Annotated in this window: 18 protein-coding genes and 1 tRNA gene; 13 read left to right on the top strand and 6 right to left on the bottom strand. The window is 36.3% G+C overall.

The genetic code is table 11. The annotated features are described in order from the left end of the window. Positions 1-239: 239 nt before the first annotated feature. Entirely contained in the window at positions 240-2,444 is a 2,205-nt protein-coding gene (locus HHU08_RS06030) for a choice-of-anchor I family protein (RefSeq protein ID WP_169188034.1), read from the bottom strand. Positions 2,445-2,649: 205 nt separating this feature from the next. Between HHU08_RS06030 and HHU08_RS06035 the strand changes: the two genes are divergently transcribed. Then, entirely contained in the window at positions 2,650-3,792 is a 1,143-nt protein-coding gene (locus HHU08_RS06035) for a zinc-dependent alcohol dehydrogenase (protein ID WP_101730419.1), read from the top strand. 439 nt (positions 3,793-4,231) lie between these two features. Next, positions 4,232-4,654, top strand: coding sequence for a NusG domain II-containing protein (locus HHU08_RS06040; RefSeq protein WP_016204264.1), 423 nt, complete (start codon positions 4,232-4,234; stop codon positions 4,652-4,654). 421 nt (positions 4,655-5,075) lie between these two features. On the opposite strand, the gene HHU08_RS06045 is transcribed toward HHU08_RS06040, so the two are convergent. Next, complete coding sequence (locus HHU08_RS06045) at positions 5,076-5,414, bottom strand: ArsR/SmtB family transcription factor (RefSeq protein WP_169188035.1); 339 nt, start codon at positions 5,412-5,414, stop codon at positions 5,076-5,078. 817 nt (positions 5,415-6,231) lie between these two features. On the opposite strand from HHU08_RS06045, the gene ltrA reads away from it, so the two are divergent. Then, positions 6,232-8,034 carry a group II intron reverse transcriptase/maturase gene (gene ltrA, locus HHU08_RS06050; protein WP_169189597.1) on the top strand — a complete coding sequence of 601 codons (1,803 nt, stop codon included), beginning with the start codon at positions 6,232-6,234 and terminating at the stop codon, positions 8,032-8,034. Positions 8,035-8,153: 119 nt separating this feature from the next. On the opposite strand, the gene HHU08_RS06055 is transcribed toward ltrA, so the two are convergent. Then, positions 8,154-9,902, bottom strand: coding sequence for a SulP family inorganic anion transporter (locus HHU08_RS06055; RefSeq protein WP_169188036.1), 1,749 nt, complete (start codon positions 9,900-9,902; stop codon positions 8,154-8,156). A 315-nt stretch (positions 9,903-10,217) separates the two neighbouring features. Next, complete coding sequence (locus HHU08_RS06060; protein ID WP_016204261.1) at positions 10,218-11,006, bottom strand: formate/nitrite transporter family protein; 789 nt, start codon at positions 11,004-11,006, stop codon at positions 10,218-10,220. A gap of 406 nt (positions 11,007-11,412) precedes the next feature. Here HHU08_RS06060 and HHU08_RS06065 point away from each other — a divergent pair, with 406 nt between their 5' ends. Further along, entirely contained in the window at positions 11,413-12,900 is a 1,488-nt protein-coding gene (locus HHU08_RS06065; protein ID WP_169188037.1) for an MFS transporter, read from the top strand. 454 nt (positions 12,901-13,354) lie between these two features. Beyond that, positions 13,355-13,428, top strand: a tRNA-Gly gene (locus tag HHU08_RS06070). A 126-nt stretch (positions 13,429-13,554) separates the two neighbouring features. Here the strand turns inward: HHU08_RS06070 and HHU08_RS06075 are convergent. Then, the gene (locus tag HHU08_RS06075) at positions 13,555-14,220 is read right to left on the bottom strand and encodes a B3/B4 domain-containing protein (RefSeq protein ID WP_016204258.1); all 666 of its coding nucleotides are present in this window, start codon (positions 14,218-14,220) and stop codon (positions 13,555-13,557) included. Positions 14,221-14,312: 92 nt separating this feature from the next. Here HHU08_RS06075 and queG point away from each other — a divergent pair, with 92 nt between their 5' ends. From queG to HHU08_RS06115, 8 genes are all read left to right on the top strand, one after another. Beyond that, positions 14,313-15,446: a tRNA epoxyqueuosine(34) reductase QueG gene (gene queG, locus HHU08_RS06080; RefSeq protein ID WP_016204257.1), complete on the top strand. Its 1,134-nt coding sequence runs from the start codon at positions 14,313-14,315 to the stop codon at positions 15,444-15,446. An 856-nt stretch (positions 15,447-16,302) separates the two neighbouring features. Continuing rightward, positions 16,303-17,181 carry an amidase domain-containing protein gene (locus tag HHU08_RS06085; protein WP_169188038.1) on the top strand — a complete coding sequence of 293 codons (879 nt, stop codon included), beginning with the start codon at positions 16,303-16,305 and terminating at the stop codon, positions 17,179-17,181. Between the two features lie 79 nt (positions 17,182-17,260). Further along, on the top strand, positions 17,261-17,737 hold the full coding sequence (gene trmL, locus HHU08_RS06090; protein ID WP_016204255.1) for a tRNA (uridine(34)/cytosine(34)/5-carboxymethylaminomethyluridine(34)-2'-O)-methyltransferase TrmL: 477 nt from the start codon (positions 17,261-17,263) through the stop codon (positions 17,735-17,737). An 83-nt stretch (positions 17,738-17,820) separates the two neighbouring features. Next, positions 17,821-18,180, top strand: a complete 360-nt coding sequence (locus tag HHU08_RS06095) for a DUF4181 domain-containing protein (protein ID WP_016204254.1) — start codon at positions 17,821-17,823, stop codon at positions 18,178-18,180. 40 nt (positions 18,181-18,220) lie between these two features. Further along, a complete protein-coding gene (gene nfsA / locus HHU08_RS06100; RefSeq protein WP_169188039.1) occupies positions 18,221-18,976 on the top strand; it encodes an oxygen-insensitive NADPH nitroreductase in 756 nt (251 codons plus the stop codon). Positions 18,977-19,395: 419 nt separating this feature from the next. Further along, positions 19,396-21,291 carry a PrkA family serine protein kinase gene (locus HHU08_RS06105; protein WP_016204252.1) on the top strand — a complete coding sequence of 632 codons (1,896 nt, stop codon included), beginning with the start codon at positions 19,396-19,398 and terminating at the stop codon, positions 21,289-21,291. A 273-nt stretch (positions 21,292-21,564) separates the two neighbouring features. Further along, positions 21,565-22,740 carry a sporulation protein YhbH gene (gene yhbH / locus HHU08_RS06110; RefSeq protein ID WP_016204251.1) on the top strand — a complete coding sequence of 392 codons (1,176 nt, stop codon included), beginning with the start codon at positions 21,565-21,567 and terminating at the stop codon, positions 22,738-22,740. A gap of 122 nt (positions 22,741-22,862) precedes the next feature. Beyond that, positions 22,863-23,264, top strand: a complete 402-nt coding sequence (locus HHU08_RS06115; protein WP_169188040.1) for a hypothetical protein — start codon at positions 22,863-22,865, stop codon at positions 23,262-23,264. Between the two features lie 114 nt (positions 23,265-23,378). On the opposite strand, the gene HHU08_RS06120 is transcribed toward HHU08_RS06115, so the two are convergent. Next, the gene (locus tag HHU08_RS06120; RefSeq protein WP_169188041.1) at positions 23,379-23,546 is read right to left on the bottom strand and encodes a hypothetical protein; all 168 of its coding nucleotides are present in this window, start codon (positions 23,544-23,546) and stop codon (positions 23,379-23,381) included. Between the last annotated feature and the right edge of the window lie 117 nt (positions 23,547-23,663).

The raw sequence follows: 23,663 nt of genomic DNA on the forward strand, positions 1-23,663 counted from the left end.
AACCATGGTTCTTCTATGATTTCTCTTTCTGATTAGATCATTTTATCCTTTGGCTGTTTTCTAAAGGATTGTTGTTTTTTTCAATAGGAAAAAACAATTAGTTGGAAAAATGGAGCAGCCGGAATACACGAAGACGCCACGGGGATTAGCGAGACAGTCTGAGACCCCGGAGGCTCAGCGTCAGCGCGAGCCCCACGGAAAGCGAAGTGTATTCCGGCTGCGGGTAATCGCAACAAACTTTACGAGAACAGCCTATCCTTTTTTTGTTGATGACGATAAACTAGGAAATAACTGCCTCCACCAAGCAGGATAAGTAGTGATCCATATAGTAACAGGGAATAATGAGCTGTTGCTGTATTTGGTAATGGCTTTCCTGTTTCCGGTTTAGGATGGTTGTTATTAGTATCATTATTTTCTAGAAAATCATCTATTTGATCAGCTGTATCTTCTCCAGAATTTTCGTTATCCTCGTCAGTGGAATCTGCTGGTACATCCTCTGGGTCTTCCTTATCAGGTGTATTCACCGGCGTTTCTTCCTCTTCCACTGGTTTCTCTCTTACAGTAATGTTTGCTACCATACGATTTTTGCTATCTTTTGTTTCTACTATAATAGAAGCTGATCCTTCTGCTATTCCAGTTACTAATCCTTTTTCATTCACGGTAGCAACATCTGGATTAGTGCTAGTCCAAATTAGTTCTGTGCTAACCGTTGTATTTTCTGGCAGAATAGAAGCTTCGAACTGAAAGGTTTGTCCTATCTCGATACTAATCGATGTTTGATTTAGTTCTATTGATTCAATTGGAATCAGCGGATTTACTTGATATTCATTAACAGCTACTGTTCCGCTCACTTCATTCCCAACTAGTAGCAGCGGTTTGTTAGTAGGACTGTTCTCTGCTTGGATAAAGGCAAGTCCTTCTGGAGCAACATCCCCACTAATCGTTTGTGAAAAATCTCTTGTATTCGTATAATTTGCAAATGTGGCATTAGAGGGATTGGTAATATTGTAAGTCATTACGCCACTAATGCGTTCTAAGCCAATAAATGCATAAAGCTCATTTCCAATCATGCCTACTTTCACATCTTCTGGCTCCGGCCCTTTTTTTGCACTTCGTTTTTCAAATACATCATCATCGTTTGACCAGTTGAAGTAGTCTGGGTAACGCTCGGCTGTAATTTCTTCAAACTCACTGCCACTATCAAAAACGAGTTCCATTGTATCTGCATTCCAGATGGAGAACGAACGCCCACCTAGAGTGTATATCGCATCGTTTCCACGGTCGGTCAGTACTTCTAACTTGTCATAATCACCAGAGCTTTTCATACGCTCGAAAGTAGCTTCTGCCTCTTGTTGAGTAAATCCTTTAAATAACGACGGATCTAGTTGGATGGAATCTTTGATCTTTTTGAAATCCTTTACGTTAACAAATTCCTCCCATTCTGTCGCATCACCTTCATTTGCAGTTAATAAATATGTCATTCCATCTTTCTCGATTACATCAATCGAGTCTGGCATATATACACCTAAAATTGGTAATGATTCGATTTCAATTTTATCATTTCGTGCTGCATCCAATCCGTTGCCTGGCAGAGAGTGATCTTTAAAGCCTAATGACTTTACTGAAATTACTTTTCCTGTTTCCACATTGATTTTTGCAATAGCATTATTTTCTTGTAGGGAAACGAATGCAGTCTTTCCATCTTCTGTAAGGCTGATGTATTCAGGCTCTAAATCGTGAACCGCATCAGCTAAGGAACCATTGTTTCGGATATGCACATCGGAATCTATTACACTAGTATTATCAAAAAGAACCGTTTTCGCTTGTTTTGTTTCATAGTTAACAATGGTAACAGAGCCTTCTGGATCTGCTCCATTTTCTAAGCCCATTCTTGGTTCTGCTTCATTTGCAGATAGAATATGGTTACCATCTTTAGAGATTACGACATTATCAGGCTGAACTCCAGCTTCAAATGTATGTAGGATATTTCCGTCATAATCTAAGATTACAATACGTCCATTTTTTGTATAATCGACATCTTGAACTGCAGCTGCAATTATTTGGTTTTCCGTATTAATATCAATACTAGTTAAATCTCCATATTGAAAGGAATTACTGTTAAGTAGTTCTGCAATATTAATAGATTTTTCTTTGGATAAATCTTGATGTGTATTTGTTTTTAAAGAAGAAAGGTCTACGATATCAATGGTTTGCAGTTTTCCATTAATGACATAGAATTTTTGATTATCTGGATTGTACTTAACGATTTCCGCGACGCCGCCATCTTTATCTGTTAACCCCGTACTGTAGGAAGCGATCTTTTTCACATCAATTGTATCCGAAAAGGTTGCAGCGCTTACAGAATAGGGAGCCATAAAATGAGAAAATCCGAGTATACAGGTTACAGATAAGGCACTAATTGTTTTAACAAATGTTTTTTTCATTTTTTCCTCCTAAAAAATTGTAGATATTTGTAGAAACATTCCTTTGTATAGTAAAGGTTTATTTTTTTGTAAGCATGTCGGTAGTGTAATTTTCCTGTATAGATTTTGTAAAGATAATGTGAGCAGGTGGGGAAATATTTGGATGTTTGTTTTCTCTTCTTAAATTGGTATAGATAAACATTCTATGAAACAGGAGGGGTTTGCAATGAAGGCTGTCACTTTTCAAGGAACAAAAGATGTACAAGTAAAACAAGTGGAAGATGCGAAGCTCCAAAAGAAAGATGATATTGTTGTTCGAATTACCTCAACTGCAATTTGCGGCTCGGATCTACATATATACCAAGGTGCACTTCCTACTGAAAAAGATTATGTAATAGGACATGAGCCAATGGGAATTGTAGAAGAGGTAGGTCCTGAAGTAACAAGAGTTAAAAAAGGAGATCGTGTAGTACTGCCGTTTAATATATCTTGTGGACATTGTTATTATTGCGAGCATGAGATGGAAAGCCAATGTGATAACGCTAATCCAAATAAGGATATTGCAGATACAGGAGCATATTTTGGCTTTACAGAAAGATATGGAGATTATCAAGGAGGACAGGCAGAATTATTACGTGTCCCATATGGGAATTTTGTACCTTTTGTTATCCCAGAGTCTTGCGAATTAGAGGATGAAGCTTTGTTATTTATGTCCGATGTCCTTCCAACAGCGTATTGGAGTGTTGAAAATTCAGGGGTAAAAGATGGCGATACAGTTGTAGTACTAGGCTGTGGACCTGTTGGGTTAATGACCCAAAAATTTGCTTGGATGAAGGGTGCGAAGCGTGTTATTGCAGTTGATAATATTTCTTACCGACTAAATCATGCGCAAAAAATGAATCAAGTAGAAATCGTTAATTTTGATAACCATGAAGATACGGGTAACTATCTAAAAGAACTAACATCTGGTGGAGCAGATGTAGTAATCGATTGCGTAGGAATGGACGGAAAGAAATCTGCTATGGAAGCAATTGGACAAAAATTGAAGCTCCAAGGAGGAACTCTAAGTGCGATTGAAATTGGCATGAATGCTGTGCGCAAATTTGGTACGATGCAACTGACAGGGGTTTATGGTTCTAAATATAATATGTTTCCATTAGGAAACATATTTGAACGAAACATCACCGTTAAAACAGGACAAGCACCAGTTATTCATTATATGCCAATGCTGTTTGATTGGATCTCCTCTGGAAAAATGGATCCAACGGAAATCATTACACATCGCATTTCATTGGATGACGCAAGCAGCGCTTACCAAATGTTTAACGACCATGAAGATGAAGTCATTAAAGTTGTATTAAAACCTTGATTGTATAGAGACTAATTATATAAACCTAACAATTATATGGAGATTCTAATCAAATTTTCGTATAATTGTTTGGGTTTTTTTATTCATTTTAAATAGGGTTTGTGGTGATCACCCGCAGCCTGAACACACTTCGCTTTCCATGGGGCGAGCTCCAAGCCTGGGCCTTGGACTTTCTCGCCTACGTGTATTCCGTCTGCTTTGTATTTCCTACTCATTATCTTTTCTTTAAAAAAAGGATGGAACGAGTTGGTTTCGCTACTAAATGAGAGATTGTTTGTCTTTATCTATTATATATTTTGTTTTGTCCCAGCCTTTTGTATTTTTGCTAAGCCTTTAAACATATGGCAATTTATCGACGATTTGTCCTTATCCATATGTTTCTACTATCAAAACCTTTATAATAGAAGTGTAAATTAGCTAACAGAGAGGGACGTTTTCGATGAGAAAATACTCCAAGATGATTAAACCCTTTGATATTATAATGGTCGTTCTCCTCTTAGTCATTTCATTTGTCCCAATGGCTGTATTTGCGATGAGCCAAAGTAAGGAAGAAGAAGGCAATAAAGTTATCGCAATTATTACACAGGACGGTAAAGTCATCCGAGAAGTAGAATTAACAGGCCATACGGAAAATGAACAATTCATGATAAAAGGAAAAGGAAAACAATATAATTTAATCGAAGTGGAAAATGAGCAAATCAGAATTAAAGAAGATAATAGTCCAGACCAGATTGGCGTCAAAATGGGATGGAAAGGCATACCCGGACAAACAATTATTTGCTTGCCCCATAAAGTTTTAATTGAAATAGTAGCAGAGAAACCGGAAGAGACGGAAGATAATGGCTTGATCTTGTCTCATTGATTGCCATTTATATTTTTAACCACATTATTTTAATAAAAAGAGGCTGGGACATAAGTATTCCAGCCAAGGATAATTCCGAACAATTATACGAAGATGCTAATGAATGTTCCGTATAATTGTTCGGGCTTTTATTTGTTTTTCAAAGGATGTTTCCATGAAGTTTGGTGCGATTCCCCGCAGCCGGAATACACTTCGCTTTCCATGGGGCTCGCGCTGAGCCGCTTCGGCCTGTGGCCTGCAGGGTCTCAGACTGTCTCGCTAATCCCATAGGAGTCTTCGTGTATTCCGGCTGCTCTGTTTTTCCAACTAATTATATTTCCTCTTGTAAAAAGTATGCGAAAGCAGCCGCTATTTACTAGCTATATTAGAAATTGTTCGTCTTTACAGAGTATCTATTTAGTTATGTCCCATCCTCTTTTTATCATGATTTCATTTCATTTACTTTATCTAAAATTGTAATGGTATCGATTAAATGATTGTTAAAGATTTTTTTTGCAACAGATAGAAGTTCAATGATAGCAGGATCTCTAAGCGAGTATATGACTCGGTTTCCTTCTTTGTTTCCAATAACAATATTTTTAGAGCGAAGAATACTTAATTGTTGAGAAACAGCTGATCCTTCTAATTCTAAAAGCTCAAGAATTTCATTAACACTTTTATCCCCTTGTGCTAGAATTTCTAAAATTTTGATTCGTAAAGGGTGGGCTAATGCTTTAAAAAAATCTGCCTTAAATTGTTGAATATCAAGATTGTGCGACACGTTGCTAATTGAAAAGATTAGCCACTAGCTTAAAGCTAGGAGAACTAAGAATCTGAAGAGTCGAATGATGGGGTAACGCCCTGAAAGGCTCGCCTAATCCTCCGAATAGCGTTCAGGTGGTGCAAAACACTTGAAGGTTATAAGCTCGGTGAAGTCGGTTGAAGGTCATCCTAACGAGAAAGACGAGGAAAGCTCTCTGGAGGCAGAGGGTATGGCTGATAGACCGGGGTTCTACAAGATAGTCTATGGTGAGAAATTAGATGTCACAGCCATCTATTGACGAAATTCCGAATGTACGGCTCTAGAGGTATAGCTATTCGAAATGGATAGTCCCGCATGTCGGGGTTAGTGAGGTAGAGTAAAATTTGTCTTTATGAAATACCTTATGGTGTTACAGGCACCATCCAGCTAACAGGGCTAGAGGAATCACCTACGGATTGTGAATGAATAGATAGGATTCTTGGAACGTGGTAAGCCGATAACGTGGAGAGTTTGCACTCTATGAAGCGGTAGCAGGGAAAGCATATATGTCGAAAGTGTATATGTATAACCTCTTTTATGTCGGTGAAGGTAATGGCACAGTACCAAAGAAACTGTGATAACAAACAGTGGAGGGATAGCCATTAGTCAACTGTTAGAAGACGACATTATTATCACAGAAATTTCAGGTTCGAGTATGACTAAGAGAAATGAAAGCTGAAATTACAAACCCAATTTGGGAATGTAAAGAGGTGAGTAATTGACTGAAACCCATGCAAAGCCGAAGGAGTTAAAAAGTCAAAAGCTGAGAAACAATGAGTATTACAACACGCAAGACATGTTTGACCAGTTATATCAGCTAAGTTCGGAAGGAAAAACTTTTAATAAGTTATATGAATTAGTTGTAAACCCTGCAAATGTTAAACTTGCTTTTCGTAACATCAAGAAAAACAAGGGAAGTAAGACAGCAGGAGTGAATCAAAACACTATATTCGAAATCGGACTTAGAAGCCCTGATATGCTTGTACAATATGTTAAAAATCGCCTAGATGATTATAAACCTCATAAAGTGAAACGTAAGGAAATCCAAAAGCCAAATGGCGGCATTCGTCCTTTAGGAATTCCTACTATTGAAGATAGACTTATTCAACAATGCTTATTACAAGTTCTTGAACCTATATGCGAGGCTCGCTTTCATAAACATAGCTATGGATTCAGACCTCATCGGAGTCAAATCCACGCATATTCAAGGGCTGTAACATTAGCAAACAAAAACAAACTACATTATGTAGTAGATGTTGATATTAAAGGTTTCTTCGATAACGTTGATCATGGGAAGTTGCTTAAACAACTATGGACAATTGGAATTAGGGATAAACGTATTCTTTCGATTATAAGTAAGATGCTCAAAGCTGAGGTTAAAGGAATTGGGAAACCTACTAAGGGAACTCCACAGGGAGGAATTCTTTCTCCGTTACTTTCAAATGTAGTATTGAATGAATTCGACTGGTGGATAAGTAATCAGTGGGAAACATTTAAGACGAGAAAGGATTACACAAAGATACGTGTAATTGGTGGAAAACAGCGGTTTGACCAAACGGTGAAATACGCCACCCTTAAAAGGTATACCAAGTTAAAGGAAATGTTTATTGTAAGATATGCAGATGACTTTAAAATCTTTTGTCGAGACCACAAAACCGCATTTATTATATTTGAATCTTCTAAGCAGTGGTTAAAGGAAAGATTAGGCCTTGAAATCAGCAATGAGAAATCGAGAGTAGTCAATTTACGTAAGAACTATTCGGAGTTTCTAGGGTTTAAGTTCAAAGTAGTTCCAAAAGGCAAAAAGCGTGTTGTTAAATCGCATATGACAGATAAATCACGACGCAAGGTAATTGAGAAAATAAAAACAAAAGCTGAATTTATTCGAAGAAAACCGAATAAGGCTGAAGTAACTAAATTTAACTCAACTATCTTGGGAATTCACAATTATTATCGGTATGCGACACATACGACAAAGGATTTCAGTGAAATTTCTTACTCAGTCAAACGAATCCTGTATAACAAGCTTAAAAAAGCAAAGAGTTCAAAGGGAGTTATCACACCATTCTTTCAAAAAGCATATAAAGATTATCTTAATAAAAAGAAATTCTTTGCGTGTGGCATGATTTTATTCCCGATAGATGGGGTGAAACACAAAAGCCCTTTGAACTTTACTCAGGAGAAAAACTCTTATACCGAAAGTGGACGAATCTTGGTTCACAATAGCCAAGAGGCTGTACCACCGATCATGGTACATTATTTGATGGAAAACCCAATAAAATCGGAGAGTATGGAATACAATGACAATCGACTCTCAAAATATATTGCTCAATTAGGTAAATGTGCAATAACACGTAAAGATTTAATCATTGGGGAAATGGAACTCCATCATAAAAAGCCTAGAAATAAAGGTGGAACGGACGCTTATCAAAACCTTATATTTATATGTAAGGAAGTCCATAAGTTAATCCATGCGGTAAAGGAAAGCGCCATTAATAAGTACCTTAATGTACTGAATCTTAATGAAGAACAACTGAGTAAAGTTAACGCTCTTCGTAAAAAAGTGGGCAACTGTGTAATTGATAATGTAACGAGCTAGTAGTTGATGGGGCGCCGTATGAGGTGAAAGTCTCACGTACGGTGCTAAGCGGGGGAAAAGATGGAGATTACTTCAAAGTCTTACCTATCGCAACCAAATGCCTTCCTCCTTTTCTTTCATTACTTTATTGCTATGGATGCTGACTCATTCACTCTTTGGTCTTGTTGATTGGCTAATGTCTCGCATTCTTGAAAAGCAAAGTATTTGCAACCTTGGCATTGATGCTTGTTTACAAGGAGTAAGCTATAGTCGATTGCTTCTCCTGTGTGTATAAAGAAATGATTTGGTCCAATTTTCTCAAACAAGCCGGTTTTTCGAAGGATGCCTTCTGGTTGAGGATTAATTCCACAAATAAGAACTTTTCCATGCTTAGAAAAGCTTTCCACAATATTGGCGAAATAAGCCTCTCCGGTTAAATCCATGAAAGGAACTTTTCCCATCCGAAGAATTAGTATTTCAGGTTGACGATGAATAGAGCGTAATAAGGTTTGCTCAAATGCTTGGGCAGCTCCAAAAAATAACGGTCCCTCCACATCAAAAATGCTAATTTGAGGACAACCGTGGGACAGTTTTTGATCCAGTTTTTCTAATTTATTTAAGTTGCTAGGCAGTACTTGAGATGTTTTCATTATATCACTCATACGTTTAGTAAAGATAATAATAGCTAAAAACAGGCCTATTTCTACTGCTGTCGTTAAATCAAAAAAGACCGTTAGTAGAAAAGTGACGCTTAATACAAGGGAATCTCCTGTTTTTGTTTTGAGAATTGTACGAAATGATTTCTGTTCACTCATATTCCATGCAACTACCATTAATAAAGGAGCCATGCTTGCGAGTGGGATTTTACCTGCAAAAGGGGCAAGAACCATTAGAACCACAAGCACTACGATACCATGAATGATTCCGGAAAGAGGGGAAACTGCCCCACTCTTTATATTAGTAGCTGTTCGGGCAATTGCACCTGTAGCTGGAATGCCGCCAAATAAGGGAGCAATCATATTGGCAATCCCTTGACCAATTAACTCTTTATTACTGTTATGCTTGCTGTTTGTCATACCATCTGCCACAACAGCAGATAATAGGGACTCAATTGCGCCAAGAATCGCAATAACAAACGCGGGTTGAATCAATAATGTAATTCGATCCCAAGTAATAGGCGGAAGATGAAAGGATGGCAATTTATTTGGAATGCCGCCATACATCGAATCAATAGTAGCGATTTCGCTAGGATAAAAAAACGTTGCAATAATGGTAGAAATAATTAACCCCATTAATGGCCCAGGGAGTTTTGGAAACCATTTCGGTGACAAAAGAATGATCACAAGACAAATAACAGCTGTAAAAATGCTATATAGACTAACTGTATCGAAATGCTGAATGATTTCTCTCATATTAGCTAAGAATGCCTCATGTTTTTCTATATTCCGCAAGCCTAAAAAATTGGGGATTTGACCAGTAAAAATGATAACGGCGATTCCAGAAGTAAATCCGATAGTTACAGATCTAGGAATATATTTAATAAGGGAACCAAGTTTAAATAAACCAAAGAGTATTAAGATAACTCCAGCTAAGAACCCCGCAATTAATAAATTTTCAAAACCATATCCGAGAACAATGCCAAGCACGATAGGGATAAAAGCTCCGGTCGGACCGCCAATTTGAAATTTGGATCCTCCTAATAAGGAAATAATAATTCCTGCGATTATCGTTGTATAAATCCCGAATTCAGGTTTCACACCCGATGCAATCGCAAATGCCATCCCCAGTGGAATCGCGATAATACCAACAATAATTCCAGAAGTAATATCTTTTCTAAAAGACGCAAACGAGTAGTGAGTAAATCGATTGTCAATCAATTTCCATTTCATATTAACCCTTCTTTTTTGAATATTTGTATATTTGATTATTTGAATATACTATTAAAATTTACTCTTTACTTTAGTAGAAGTCAAAATAAATTTTGTGAATTATTTTGTTTTGAAGATAGGGAGGCAGGAGGGATAATAGTTTGTTTCTTTATGAGGATTAGAGGGGGGAATAAATGAGAGAATTTGGATGTTATTTGAAAATTTTCGCATATATGACGTCTGCGGGGGTAGCAACAAACTTTACGAAAACGGCCTAATAAAAAAACGGTACCACACTTGATATAATGTGTGGTACCAACTCCTACTGAACCTTGATTATTTTTCTTCCTCATCCATAAATGGTTTGTTAACGTAATAATACATAACGCCCATAAAACCGACACCGCCAATTAAATTCCCTATCGTAACAGGTACTAAGTTACGAATAATTGCTGGAATAGTAACAGCTGGATTTTGATCTAATACATAAGAAATAGAGAATGTCGCCATATTGGCAATGCTGTGTTCATAGCCAGAAATGAAGAAACAGAAAACAAATAAAATCATTACCGTAATTTTAGCGATATCCTCTTTTAAAGCCATAGGGATAAAGAAAGCTAAACAAACAAGCCAGTTACATAAAATTCCTCGAAAGAAAAGTTCACTAATTGGTGCTTCTAATTTGGTTTCTGCAGCATGGAGCAAGAAGTCATTGACACTAGGAGATTTAAATAGCCCAGTTAACAAGATGAAAACAGCAAAGAAGATTGCCCCAACAATATTTCCTGCATAACTAGTTCCCCAAACTTTAAAAACATCCGTCCATTTAATTTTTTTTCTTAATGCTGCATAAGTATAGTAAAAAGTGTTTCCTGTAAATAAATCACCGCCGCCATATGCGATAAGAATAATTGCTGCGCCGAATACTAAAGCAGCCATTGGGTAAGCAAAAGGTGATTCTACTGCGTAAAAGAAATTTCCAGTTTTGAATGCCACGATTACGCCAAAGCCTATGAACATACTTGCAACAACGGCACGCATAAAAAAGCGAAACTTACTTTGTTTATAAATTTTTAATTTTTTTAACGCTAATTTTTCTACTTCAAAAAGAGATGCGCCTTCCATATTCATAATCCTCCTGATCAAGGTTTTTCTTAGTTTTCACTGTAGTAATGTTTATTACCCTATTATTATCATGCTGATTCCTTAAGAGGTCAATGAAAATATGTGAAAAAAATCACAATAGAAACATTTATTCAAAATTTGTTCACAAATTAAAAGGGATTTAAGCTATCTTATTATATTCCCCAAAAAGAACTAGATTAAAATATACAAAAAATATGCAAGATTTTTCTGAAAATACAGTAAATAAAAACTTTTATAAAGGAGAAAAAAGTTAAATCTAATGCATAAAATCACAATGGAATAATTTGTCGAAGAATTCATGTTATATTTTCTTACAAATGTATAGACTTTATATTTATTCAATCATAAAATAGAAGATGGAAACTAACAAGGGAGTGAAGAGCTCATGACTTCAGCATATCGCATATCGATGCTTGTAAATGATCAGCCGGGAGTTCTGGCTCGTATATCCAGCTTATTTGGAGCGCATCATGTAAATATTGAAGATATAAAAACGAAAAAATATAAACGAGAAGCAACGACGAGAATACAAATTTCTAGTTCAGCAAGAGACAAGCAAGTTCAAAACCTTTTAATTGGATTACAGGGACTAATGGATGTCGTAGAAGTGGATGCAGATGCCATTCATAAATCGGCTTTCCAACAAAGACTGCTTCAACGTACAGATACTATTCAAACACTAAGAGAGCAAAAAACATTAAGCAAAAAAGTATCTTACTGGCTAGTTGCCTGCAGTTTATTTTTAACATTATTCGGAACGAATATTCCAGCATCTCTTTATTCGCTTTATCGAATGGAGTGGGGACTTACATCGGGAATGATTACACTTGTGTTTGCTATTTATGCCTTTACCGTAATTCCCGCTATCGTCATTGCAGGGCAATTATCAGATCAAATTGGGAAAAAGAAAGTGCTAATTCCAGGGATTTTCTTCTCACTGATAGGAACATTTTGCTTCATCATCGCAAATGGTCTTGGAATGCTGCTTATTGGCCGTTTATTCCAAGGATTATCTGTCGGTATTTTAAATGGAGTAGCAGTAGCTGCTTTAACAGAGTTAGATGAGAAGAAAAACACGAAAAAGACCGCGTTAATATGTGCTCTTGCTGTTACACTTGGTAATGCATTCGGGCCAATTCTCTCCGGATTGCTTGGTGACTTTGCTCCAATCCCATTAAGATTATCTTATTATGTACATTTATTATTTATCATCCCATGTTTTATCCTTCTGTTTTTCCTAAATGAAAATATTAGACCAGGTCTAAAGCCTGTTCAATTAAAGAAACCATTTGTTCCAAAAGAAATAATGAAACCATTTTTATTAGCTTCCTTTACTTCTTTTGTGGCATGGTCGATTATTAGTATGTTTATGTCTTTAATACCATCCAATCTGTCTAGCTTTACGACCGTAACGAGCTTAACCATATCAGGAATTGTTGTAGCACTTGGATTAATCGCTGCGGCCTTTAACCAAATTTTATTAAAACAATTATCCTTAATAAAATTGATCACAATTGGCTATGTCTTCCTAGCGGTAGGGCTTATGCTCCTAGTTATTACAATTAACACTCAATCACTGACGTTATTGTTGATTTCAGCTGTACTTATTGGTGGAGGGAATGGACCAGCATATGCGGGAAGCTTAGCGCTAGTAAATGAAATGGCACCAAGTAAAATAAAAGGAAATATTGTTTCTACCTTTTTTGTAATTACGTATCTAGGTGTAAGCCTGCCGGTTATTGGTCTCGGCTATTTATCACAGACATTTGGAGTTGCTGGCGCCGTAACAACATATGTACTTATCATGGGGGCGCTTATATTGTTAATTGCAGGTTTTGCTTGGAAAGAAAGAAAAACCATTTTTACAAAATAAGCATATCTCACACTGAGGGAAGTTTTGTAAATATTAAAGATCAGTTTTCTACTTTTAAGTGGGAACTGGTTTTTTTATTTTTGGAAAAAGGAGAGAATCGTAAAGTAAATGTAAAGATACAAAAAAATGATAATAAATCTTGGACTATTGAATACAATGGTGATGTAGTATTTTTAAAGCAAACTTTGGGAAGGGAATCTGCTTTGAAATTCCATCAGAATTAACATTGGAAGGCCCCGTAGACAGAGACGATCTGGGTGGCTAAAATTGTGTTTTTAAAAAGGTAAGTAGATTCCCTAAACCATTGAGAAGTAGAAGCTACAAGTGGTAGAATCCGTATAAAAGAAAAAAATAAAAAAATTGTCGAAAAGAGGTTGCTTTTTTAACAATACGGCTATATAATAAAAAACGTGTTAAAAATAAGTAAAAAAACAGTAAAGAAAACTTAATAAATGCGGGTGTAGTTTAATGGTAAAACCTCAGCCTTCCAAGCTGATGTCGTGGGTTCGATTCCCATCACCCGCTCCATACATACGCTCACAACGCAGTGTTTCGTTTCATTAAGAACGAAGCATTGCGTTTTTTAATTTTACAAAGAAAATAGCTATATGCAGGAGAGGGTGTTTCCGCTGTATCGGCTCTCCTGACAAATTATTATTCTACAATGGAAAAAGAAGCTTCTCCTCCATGAACCTGTACAAACATATTAAGTAGGGATTCTACCATTTGGTTTGCTTTTTCACTTTCAATGGATGGGGGAAGATAGACAATTTGAATGGCATTTTTCGTAGATGGTTGGACAGGTGCTCTGTCGGAATCGACAAAAGGACTGCCAAATGGACCAAGCTCATCTGCAGATACAATCAAATTTTCAATCGAATTCATTCTTCCATTAAGACCAGCATATTGTTCGCCTTCTTTTCCAATACGTATGTTTATATTTCCTTGAAGATTGGCACAATCATAAATACCGATAGGAACGCCATATTGAAGGGAAAAGAAATTATTAATATCAATGCTACTATTGATTGGCTCTAAGTAATTTTGTTTTTTGATGCGTCTAAGCAGGCTTTCTGCTGAATGGCGATAGCGATTTGGATCTTTACCTGTCTTTTTAAAGATTTCCCGCCATTCTTTTACAGAAGGAATATCGGTTACGTTGTTATCTTCTAAATCAAAAAAAATAGACTCTTGAAAAAGTCGCATTCGCCCTTTTATCATCTGTGGTGTGTCCATTACTTCCATTCCTTGATAATGAATGAATCCAATCTTAAAATTAGGTATCAATTGCTTAATCTGTGCTGAGAGTGAAATATCCAATATATACACCTCCAATATAATAGTTGTTTATGTTATCCTATATTTTAGCGTAATCTTAATGAAAAACCAATGAAAAGGAAGGAGGGAGCCCATTGGATTTCCGTGAATTAAAGAAAGATATCATTGAATATAGTAAAACAATCGGAATAGATAAAATAGGCTTTACCAGTGCAAGTACCTTTGAAGAAATGAAAGTACGTTTAATTAGGCAGCAAGAATTAAATTATCAATCTGGTTTTGAAGAGAAAGATATAGAGAAGCGGGTAAACCCCTCCCTTCTATTAGAACAGCCAAAGTCGATTATTTCGATTGCACTTGCTTATCCTTCTAAAATGAAAGAAAGGGTAGTCAGCAAAAAAGGAGCACGCAGAGGCATATTTTGCCGTGCTTCTTGGGGAACTGATTATCATGTTGTTTTAAATGATCGTTTGAAGAAACTTGAGGATTATATAAAAGAAAGAATCCCGGATGCATTGTGTAAATCGATGGTAGATACCGGGGAATTGGTGGACCGAGCAGTTGCTCAGCGTGCAGGTATTGGCTGGTCTGGAAAAAACTGTGCGATCATCACGCCAGAGTTTGGCTCTTATGTTTATTTAGGAGAAATGATTACCAATCTTCCACTAGATCCAGATACTCCAATGGAAGATCAGTGTGGAACATGTAATAAATGCGTAGAGGTTTGTCCGACAGGTGCGCTTATTCAAGGTGGACAGTTAAATGCTCAAAGATGTATTGCTTTTCAAACACAGACAAAGGGATTTCTAGCAGAAGAATTTAGAGAAAAGCTCGGAAACCGAATTTATGGCTGTGACACCTGCCAAACTGTTTGTCCGAAAAATAAAGGAATTGATTTTCACAATCATCCAGAAATGGAGCCAGACCCAGAAATTGCAAAACCATTGCTCCAGCCACTACTATTTATCAGCAATAAAGAATTTAAGGAAAAGTATGGTTATATTTCTGGTTCTTGGCGTGGAAAAAAGCCGATTCAGCGCAACGCGATTATTGCACTTGCTCATTTTAAAGAGGAAGGAGCAGTCGGAGATTTAATTACTGTTATGAAAAAAGACCCAAGACCAGTGATAAGAGGAACAGCAGCATGGGCTTTAGGGAAAATTGGCGGCGACGAGTCAAAGACTGCCTTGCAAACAGCAACACAACAAGAAGAAGATCAAGAAGTTCTACAAGAAATCCAAGATGCTTTACAGCGATTAGCGCATTAATTAATATGGCTGGTTTCCTTTGGGGGAAGATCGCTGTTTTTTCTTGTGGTGAGAGGGAAAGAGGTTTTCATCGTGTGGCTGACCGCTAATATTTCGTGGAGTGGTAGGAAAAGAGGCGTTCATCGTGTGGCTGACCGCTAATATTTCGTGGAGTGGTAGGAAAAGAGGCGTTCATCGTGTGGCTGAACGCCAAAATTTCATAGAGAAAGAGAAAAAGTGGTTTTCATCAAGTGAATGAACGCCAAAATTTCATAGAGAAAGAGAAAAAGTGGTTTTCATCAAGTGAATGAACGCCAAAATTTCATAGAGAAAGAGAAAAAGTGGTTTTCATCAAGTGAATGAACGCCAAAATTTCATAGAGAAAGAGAAAAAGTGGTTTTCATCAAGTGAATGAACGCCAAAATTTCATGAAGAAAGAGAAAAAGTGGTTTTCATCAAGTGAATGAACGCCAAAATTTCATAGAGAAAGAGAAAAAGTGGTTTTCATCAAGTGAATGAACGCCAAAATTTCATAGAGAAAGAGAAAAAGTGGTTTTCATCAAGTGAATGAACGCCAAAATTTCATGAAGAAAGAGAAAAAGTGGTTTTCATCAAGTGAATGAACGCCGAAATTTCATGAAGAAAGAGAAAAAGTGGTTTTCATCAAGTGAATGAACACCAAAATTTCATAGAGAAAGAGAAAAAGTGGTTTTCATCAGTAGGATGAACGCCAATACTTCATACAGTAAGAGGGAAAATGTCTTTTCTCATTTTTTACTAATTAATACGAGACCAAAAAGAAGGATATCTATGCCTTCTTTTTTTTGTACAGTTCTTCTCCCTTTAAACATAGTTATTAAAGAAGGGAGTAGATGGAATGAAACAACAATTAATGGAGCTTATCGAGAAACGGATTCAGCAATGTGTTGCAAAAGAAAGAACAGCCATAGTAGATGAGAAATTAGAGCGAAAAAGAAATAGTATGAATAAAAGAAATGCTGAAATAGTTCATGTGAAGGCACAAGGGAAAATTGAAGATAGTCAAAAAAAGGCGGATGAGACAGAAGAATTGGTTTATTCTGTTCATCTCCAATATTTTATCAAGCAAGGCGAGCTTTTTATTGTTGAAGAAGAGGTCGAAAATAGAAAAGGTGTTTTTTATAAAAGCGTATTAATTGAAGATACGGAGCTCCTCCCAGCTTATCCAGAAGATTATCGAGAGGTACCATTAGCTGAAGAATTTAGAGAAACGAAAGAGAGATCGAGTCGCTACACATATGATCGTCTAAAAGCAGTGCAATATGCAGAGAAATGGTGGAATAGTTACAATCCGAAATATCACCAATTTGAGGTCGATTGTACCAATTATATATCGCAATGTGTGCATGAGGGAGGGGCGCCGATGAGAGGCTATCCGAACCGTAATAAGGGTTGGTGGATGCAAAATAATAATTGGAGCTACAGTTGGTCTGTAGCGAATGCATTTCCAAGATATTTAGAAACTTCTACTGCCGGTCTACGTGCAAATAAAGTAAATAGCGCAATGGAGTTAAAGCTTGGAGATGTCATTTGTTATGATTTTGAAGGGGATGGGAAATATAATCATACAACGATTGTCACGGGAAAAGATGCAAATGGAGAGCCGTTAGTAAATGCACATACGTATAATAGTCGCATGCGCTACTGGAAATATGAAGATTCAACTGCCTATACTCCAAATATTAAATATAAATTCTTTACGATTATTGATGGTTAAAAAGGAGAATAATCTCTTTCGCATTTCCTTTTAAGTAGGTGTATAATGGAACGGAAAGTAATAGTTAGAGGTGACAAATTTGGCAATACATATTGTTCTATACCAACCACAAATACCTTCCAATACAGGCAATATTGCCAGAACATGTGCGGGAACAGACACGGTGCTTCATCTAATTCGTCCATTTGGATTCTCCACCGACGATAAAGCGTTAAAGAGAGCAGGCTTAGATTATTGGGAATATGTCGAGATTCATTATTATGACTCCTTAGATGAATTTTACAAAAAAAATGACGGCGGAGCTTTTTACTATGTTACGAAGGTTGGAGAAACGCCTTATGACTCCTTCAATTACAGTGAAATAAATAAAGATCATTACTTTATTTTCGGAAGCGAAACAACGGGGCTTCCTCAAGAAGTTATTCAGAATAATTTAGATAGAACTTTACGAATCCCAATGACAGATAATATTCGTTCTTATAATCTTTCAAATACAGCAGCTGTTCTTATTTATGAGGCATTAAGGCAACAAAATTTTGGACATCTAAAAAAATAATATTGAAACAATGACAGAGTGTAAATCGTAATAGATTTATACTCTTTTTTATTATAAATAGACTAAAGGGAAGTGGATGTGAAATGGTCTTTACTATATCGAAAGATTTTCTCTTTTTATTAAGCTTCTTTATCCTTCTTTTTGGATCAGAAGGCTACTTAAGAAAAAAGCTAGGACTGCCAAATAAAAAGGAAAAAAAGGTCCATCCACTACAAAAATGGTTGGATTTTACGATGATACTCAGTGCTATAATCTTAATGTTTTTATTAGATAGTCCAATAGTAAGTATGTGTATATTAATCTGTCATAGCTTTCTTCAATCTTTTGTAGAGTGGAGATATAATAAAAAGTCAAAAGAATGGATTATTTATTTAACAAGCGGGCTAATTCTTTTTGTCCTAACGATTATTGGTATATTATTAGGATATAGTTACTATCAGTAATTTTTGAAAACAATAAGAAAAAAATAAAGGAGAGGATTTCATGAATCAAACAATTGAAACAATACTCAATCATCGCTCTGTAAGAAAATTTACAGATAAGGAGTTAACCCAAGATCAAATTCGTCTCCTTGTAGAAGCTGCCCAAAGTGCTTCTACCTCTAGTTTTGTACAAGCCTATAGTATTATTGGTGTAAAAGATAAGGGAAAAAAGAAAAAATTAGCGGAATTAGCTGGAAATCAGCAATATGTGGAAAACAATGGTCATTTATTTGTTTTTTGCGCTGATTTATATCGCCATGTTGTAGCAGCAGAAATGGAAGGAAAAAAGGAAGCAGCACTGGATTCGATTGAAAGCACAGAAAAATTTATGGTCAGCCTTATAGATGTAGCGTTAGCTTCGCAAAATATGGCAATTGCTGCAGAGTCATTAGGACTTGGCATTTGTTACATAGGCGGCATTCGAAATAATTTAGTGGAAGTGAGTCAGCTATTAAAAACACCAGATCATGTTTTACCGGTATTTGCTTTAGTTGTAGGCTATCCAGATCAACAAACAGAGAAAAAACCAAGAGCTCCATTTCATCATATTTATCACGAAAATGAATATGAGCAAGACCTAGAACAATATAAAAGTGGGCTACAGGAATATAACGAAGAAATCACCGAGTATTACGAGGAAAGAACAAATGGAGCAAGATCGGATACATGGACAGCGCAAATGGCCGGTAATTTTGCACAAAAATCGCGTATGTATATGAAAGGGTTCGTGCAACAGAAGAAATTCGATTTGAAATAACTCAAAGAAGGACAATAAAACAGTGTCAGAGTGAACCGATGCTGTTTTTTTATCCCACTCTTAACGGGCAGTAAGACCCCCACCTCAAGCTGCGGAAATTGAAGAAGCTAGGTGGGGGGAACTGCCCGTAAAGGTCCGATAAGTGCAACTAACCATAAGTGGAGGATGAGGAAAAACCCCCACTTATGGAAGTTTACTTTATGCAAAAGTCTGAATTGCTAAATAAGAATTAGGAAAAAGAAAAAATTCCTCTTTCCTATCAATTGTTATTTTATAGCGGTTCTCCGCGCTAAAGAAAAGGTTTTTCTCCTAATTAGTTAGGTTCTCTAAAAAAACTATTCCTTCTTTTAAGCATGTTCGTATTCTCTGGTGCATAGATTATATTAATCGTCTCTGATAAAGTGACAGGGGAGGTCCATATGAGTATATTAAAGAAAATCGAGATGCATAGACAAGAAGAAGAGTTGTTGAAGTGGGAAGGGACATTTGAAGAGTATTTAGAAATATTGAAGGAAAAGCCATGGGTAGCTCAATCTGCACATTCAAGGGTTTATAACATGATTAAAGATGCAGGTATTGATGATGTAAATGGGAAAAAACAATATAAATTTTTTTCTGATCAGCTTTTCGGTTTAGAAGAGCCATTAGAAAGATTAGTAGAAGAGTATTTTCATCCAGCTGCCAAACGTCTAGATGTAAGAAAACGTATTTTATTACTAATGGGTCCAGTCAGCGGGGGTAAATCTACATTGGTTACGATGTTGAAAAGAGGCTTAGAAGCATATACGTACACAGAGCGTGGAGCCGTATATGCAATTAAAGGATGCCCAATGCATGAAGATCCACTTCACATGATACCACATAGTCTAAGAAAAGATTTTTATGATGAATATGGAATCCGCATTGAAGGAAACTTATCGCCACTCAATATGATGAGACTTCAGGAAGAATATAATGGAAAAATTGAAGATGTAATTGTAGAAAGAGTATTTTTCTCAGAAGATAAGCGAACAGGGATTGGAACCTTTAGTCCATCTGATCCGAAATCTCAAGATATCGCTGATTTAACGGGAAGTATTGATTTCTCTACGATTGCTGAATATGGATCGGAATCAGATCCACGGGCTTATCGTTTCGATGGAGAGCTGAATAAGGCGAACCGAGGGATGATGGAGTTCCAGGAGATGTTAAAATGTGATGAGAAATTCTTATGGCATTTATTATCATTAACACAAGAAGGTAACTTTAAAGCGGGAAGATTTGCCCTCATTTCTGCCGATGAGCTAATCGTTGCTCATACAAATGAAACAGAGTATCGCTCCTTTATTTCTAATAAAAAGAATGAAGCATTGCATTCCCGTATTATTGTCATGCCGGTTCCATATAATTTAAAGGCATCTGAAGAGGAAAGAATCTATGAAAAAATGATTCGAGAAAGTGATGTTTCGGATGTTCATATCGCTCCACACACATTGAAAATCGCTGCAATCTTTACGATTTTAACTCGATTAAAAGAGCCGAAAAAAGGCGATATTGATTTAGTGAAAAAAATGCGTTTATATGATGGCGAAAGTGTAGAAGGCTTCAGTTCTGCTGACTTGAAGGAACTGCAAAATGAATATGGTGATGAAGGAATGAGTGGGATCGATCCACGTTATGTCATTAACCGTATTTCTTCAACGATCATTCGCAAGGATGTAACAAGCATCAATGCATTAGATGTGCTGTTGTCAATAAAAGAAGGATTGGATCAACATTCTTCTATTACAAATGAATTAAAAGAAAAATATTTAAATTGCATCTCCTTAGCGCGTAAGGAATATGATGAAATTGCCAAGAAAGAAGTACAAAAGGCATTTGTTTACTCTTACGAAGAGTCTGCTAAAACGTTAATGGATAATTATTTAGATAACGTAGAAGCCTATTGCAATAAAAATAAGCTTCGTGATCCATTAACAGGTGAAGCGATTAATCCAGACGAAAAACTAATGCGTTCTATTGAAGAACAAATTGGTATTTCTGAAAATGCGAAAAAATCTTTCCGTGAAGAAATCTTGATTCGTATTTCCGCTTATGCAAGAAAAGGAAAGAGATTTGATTATAACTCTCATGATCGCTTACGTGAGGCCATTCAGAAGAAGTTATTCGCAGATCTGAAGGATGTCGTGAAAATCACTACTTCAACTAAGACACCAGATGAGCAGCAATTGAAGAAAGTAAACGAAGTAGTAGCACGCCTAATCGATGAACATGGCTATAATTCCACTTCAGCAAACGAGTTATTGCGTTATGTAGGAAGCTTATTGAATCGCTAAATAAATTGGTCAAAGGAGGAACAGGCTAAAACACGTCTGTTCCTCTTTTGCCTAATAGGATAGAGAAGCTTGTATGTATTTCTAAAATGAAACATATCTAATAAGGCCCTTTTCTAAAAAAAGTAAAATTATCGAAATTATTAGTAAATTATTTATGCCATCTGCATATGATAGAGTAATCACTTTATTTAGATATAGCATTACCCAAATTAGTGTATGCGCAAATTACTTCATATGTGCACAAAAGGATGAAAAAAATTTAGGAGGGGTAAGATGACCGAAAAGCAGAATAACCATCAGTTTGTAATATCCCAAGAAAATTGGTCCCTCCATCGCAAAGGCCATGATGATCAACAACGTCATCAGGAAAAAGTGCAGGAAGCCATTAAAAATAACCTACCTGATTTAATTACAGAAGAAAACATTGTCATGTCAAATGGTAGAGAAGTTGTGAAAATCCCCATTCGTTCATTAGACGAATACAAAATTCGATATAATTATGATAAAAACAAACACGTTGGGCAAGGGAATGGAGACAGTCAGGTTGGCGATGTGGTCGCACGCGATGGATCTGGAAATCAAAAAGGCCCAGGAAAAGGGCAAGGAGCAGGAGATCAGGCTGGAGAAGATTACTTTGAGGCAGAAGTATCTTTAATGGAATTGGAAGAAGCTCTATTCAAGCAATTAGCATTGCCGAATTTACAAAGAAAAGAACAAGACCAAATTGTTGTCGAGAATATTGAATTTAATGATATTAGAAAAGTAGGCTTAATGGGTAACATAGACAAGAAAAAAACGATGATATCAGCATTTAAACGAAATGCCATGTCTGGAAAACCAGCATTTCACCCCATTTATCCAGAAGATTTAAAATTCAAAACGTGGAATGAAGTGCAAAAGCCAGAGTCCAAAGCAGTTGTACTTGCGATGATGGACACAAGTGGTTCAATGGGCTTATGGGAAAAATATATGGCAAGAAGCTTTTTCTTCTGGATGACCAGATTTCTTCGTACAAAATATGAAACTGTGGAAATCGAATTCATTGCCCACCACACTGAAGCAAAAGTTGTGTCGGAAGAAGATTTCTTTTCCAAAGGAGAAAGTGGAGGTACAATTTGTTCCTCTGTTTATCGAAAAGCATTGGAACTGATTGATGATAAGTACGATCCCGGCCGATTTAATATTTATCCTTTCCATTTTTCAGACGGAGACAATTTAACATCCGATAATGCTAGATGTGTTAAATTAGTAGAAGAGTTGATGGAAGTTTCCAATATGTTTGGTTATGGGGAAGTCAACCAATACAACCGACATAGCACGCTTATGTCCGCTTACAAAAATATTCAAAATGAAAAATTCCGCTACTACTTACTGCGTCAGAAGGCAGATGTATTTAATGCGATGACAAGTTTCTTCCGAAAAGAGGAAGAAGGACAGATGTATGCATAAGGAATGGAGGCACAACTCATGGGGGTTGTGTTTTTTTCTGTTTGTTGATTATTATTTATTTGTTACCAAAACTATATGAAATTATTTTGTGATAAATTAACTGTAGGGAAGGAAGTGGAAAAATGACGAGTCATTATTTTATCGCTACCATGAGACCTATTTCTGAATTTCATGAAAAGGAGAATAACGCCCCTTTTATAAGTGGGGAAGCTTATAAGGAGGAATTACCTTTTACAATGCCATATGTTTATGAAGTAGGCGGAGATAATATAGAATTTATATCCTTTTTAGATGATTTCATGCAGTTAGGAGATGTTGTGGAGCAGTACATTTATGAAGAAGGGCGTAATGGAATAGCACTTTCGGAAAATTTCCCAGAGGAGGCAATAACTATAAATCTTTTGAATAAAACCTATAAGGATCAATTTGGTGAATATCAATTAGATTCTAAGAAATGGAAGGAAGATCTTTCAAGAAGAACTATTGCTTCTAAAAGAAGTGTAACTACATTTATGAAAAGTTAGTTGGATAAGAAAGAATAAGAAAAAGTATACATAAAGAGTGAAAACACAACTCATTTTTATGGGTTGTGTTTTTTGATGATGATGTTCCTATTAACAAACGGTAAGAAGGCATAATTATTCTGGTTTATCAATAAATAATTGATACCCATATAGGACTAGTGCCATCGTCATGGATAGGGCAAGATGGTGGTATCGATTAAATCTAATATATTTAAGAAAGTTCACTTTTTCAAGAAAGGTTATTATAGGAAAAGCAAAAATCACATTTTGCAATAAATTCATAAGAAAATATCTTTGGAAGTTTCCATAAGTTAGTTTAAATGTCCATAGTGTCCCTAAGGAAAAAAAGCCTAAAATGGGAGATAAAATGTTAATAATTTTCGATCTTGCACTCCCTTT

This window comes from Niallia alba (assembly GCF_012933555.1).
In the GTDB taxonomy this organism is placed as follows: domain Bacteria; phylum Bacillota; class Bacilli; order Bacillales; family Cytobacillaceae; genus Niallia; species Niallia alba.

What these genes read in the sequence shown, in the direction of transcription:
- HHU08_RS06030 (WP_169188034.1), bottom strand. Translation starts at nt 2,444, where the DNA reads ATGAAAAAAACATTTGTTAAAACAATTAGTGCCTTATCTGTAACCTGT.
- HHU08_RS06035 (WP_101730419.1), top strand. Translation starts at nt 2,650, where the DNA reads ATGAAGGCTGTCACTTTTCAAGGAACAAAAGATGTACAAGTAAAACAA.
- HHU08_RS06040 (WP_016204264.1), top strand. Translation starts at nt 4,232, where the DNA reads ATGAGAAAATACTCCAAGATGATTAAACCCTTTGATATTATAATGGTC.
- ltrA (WP_169189597.1), top strand. Translation starts at nt 6,232, where the DNA reads ATGTTTGACCAGTTATATCAGCTAAGTTCGGAAGGAAAAACTTTTAAT.
- HHU08_RS06055 (WP_169188036.1), bottom strand. Translation starts at nt 9,902, where the DNA reads ATGAAATGGAAATTGATTGACAATCGATTTACTCACTACTCGTTTGCG.
- HHU08_RS06060 (WP_016204261.1), bottom strand. Translation starts at nt 11,006, where the DNA reads ATGGAAGGCGCATCTCTTTTTGAAGTAGAAAAATTAGCGTTAAAAAAA.
- HHU08_RS06065 (WP_169188037.1), top strand. Translation starts at nt 11,413, where the DNA reads ATGACTTCAGCATATCGCATATCGATGCTTGTAAATGATCAGCCGGGA.
- HHU08_RS06085 (WP_169188038.1), top strand. Translation starts at nt 16,303, where the DNA reads ATGAAACAACAATTAATGGAGCTTATCGAGAAACGGATTCAGCAATGT.
- HHU08_RS06095 (WP_016204254.1), top strand. Translation starts at nt 17,821, where the DNA reads ATGGTCTTTACTATATCGAAAGATTTTCTCTTTTTATTAAGCTTCTTT.
- nfsA (WP_169188039.1), top strand. Translation starts at nt 18,221, where the DNA reads ATGAATCAAACAATTGAAACAATACTCAATCATCGCTCTGTAAGAAAA.
- HHU08_RS06105 (WP_016204252.1), top strand. Translation starts at nt 19,396, where the DNA reads ATGAGTATATTAAAGAAAATCGAGATGCATAGACAAGAAGAAGAGTTG.
- yhbH (WP_016204251.1), top strand. Translation starts at nt 21,565, where the DNA reads ATGACCGAAAAGCAGAATAACCATCAGTTTGTAATATCCCAAGAAAAT.
- HHU08_RS06115 (WP_169188040.1), top strand. Translation starts at nt 22,863, where the DNA reads ATGACGAGTCATTATTTTATCGCTACCATGAGACCTATTTCTGAATTT.
- HHU08_RS06120 (WP_169188041.1), bottom strand. Translation starts at nt 23,546, where the DNA reads ATGAATTTATTGCAAAATGTGATTTTTGCTTTTCCTATAATAACCTTT.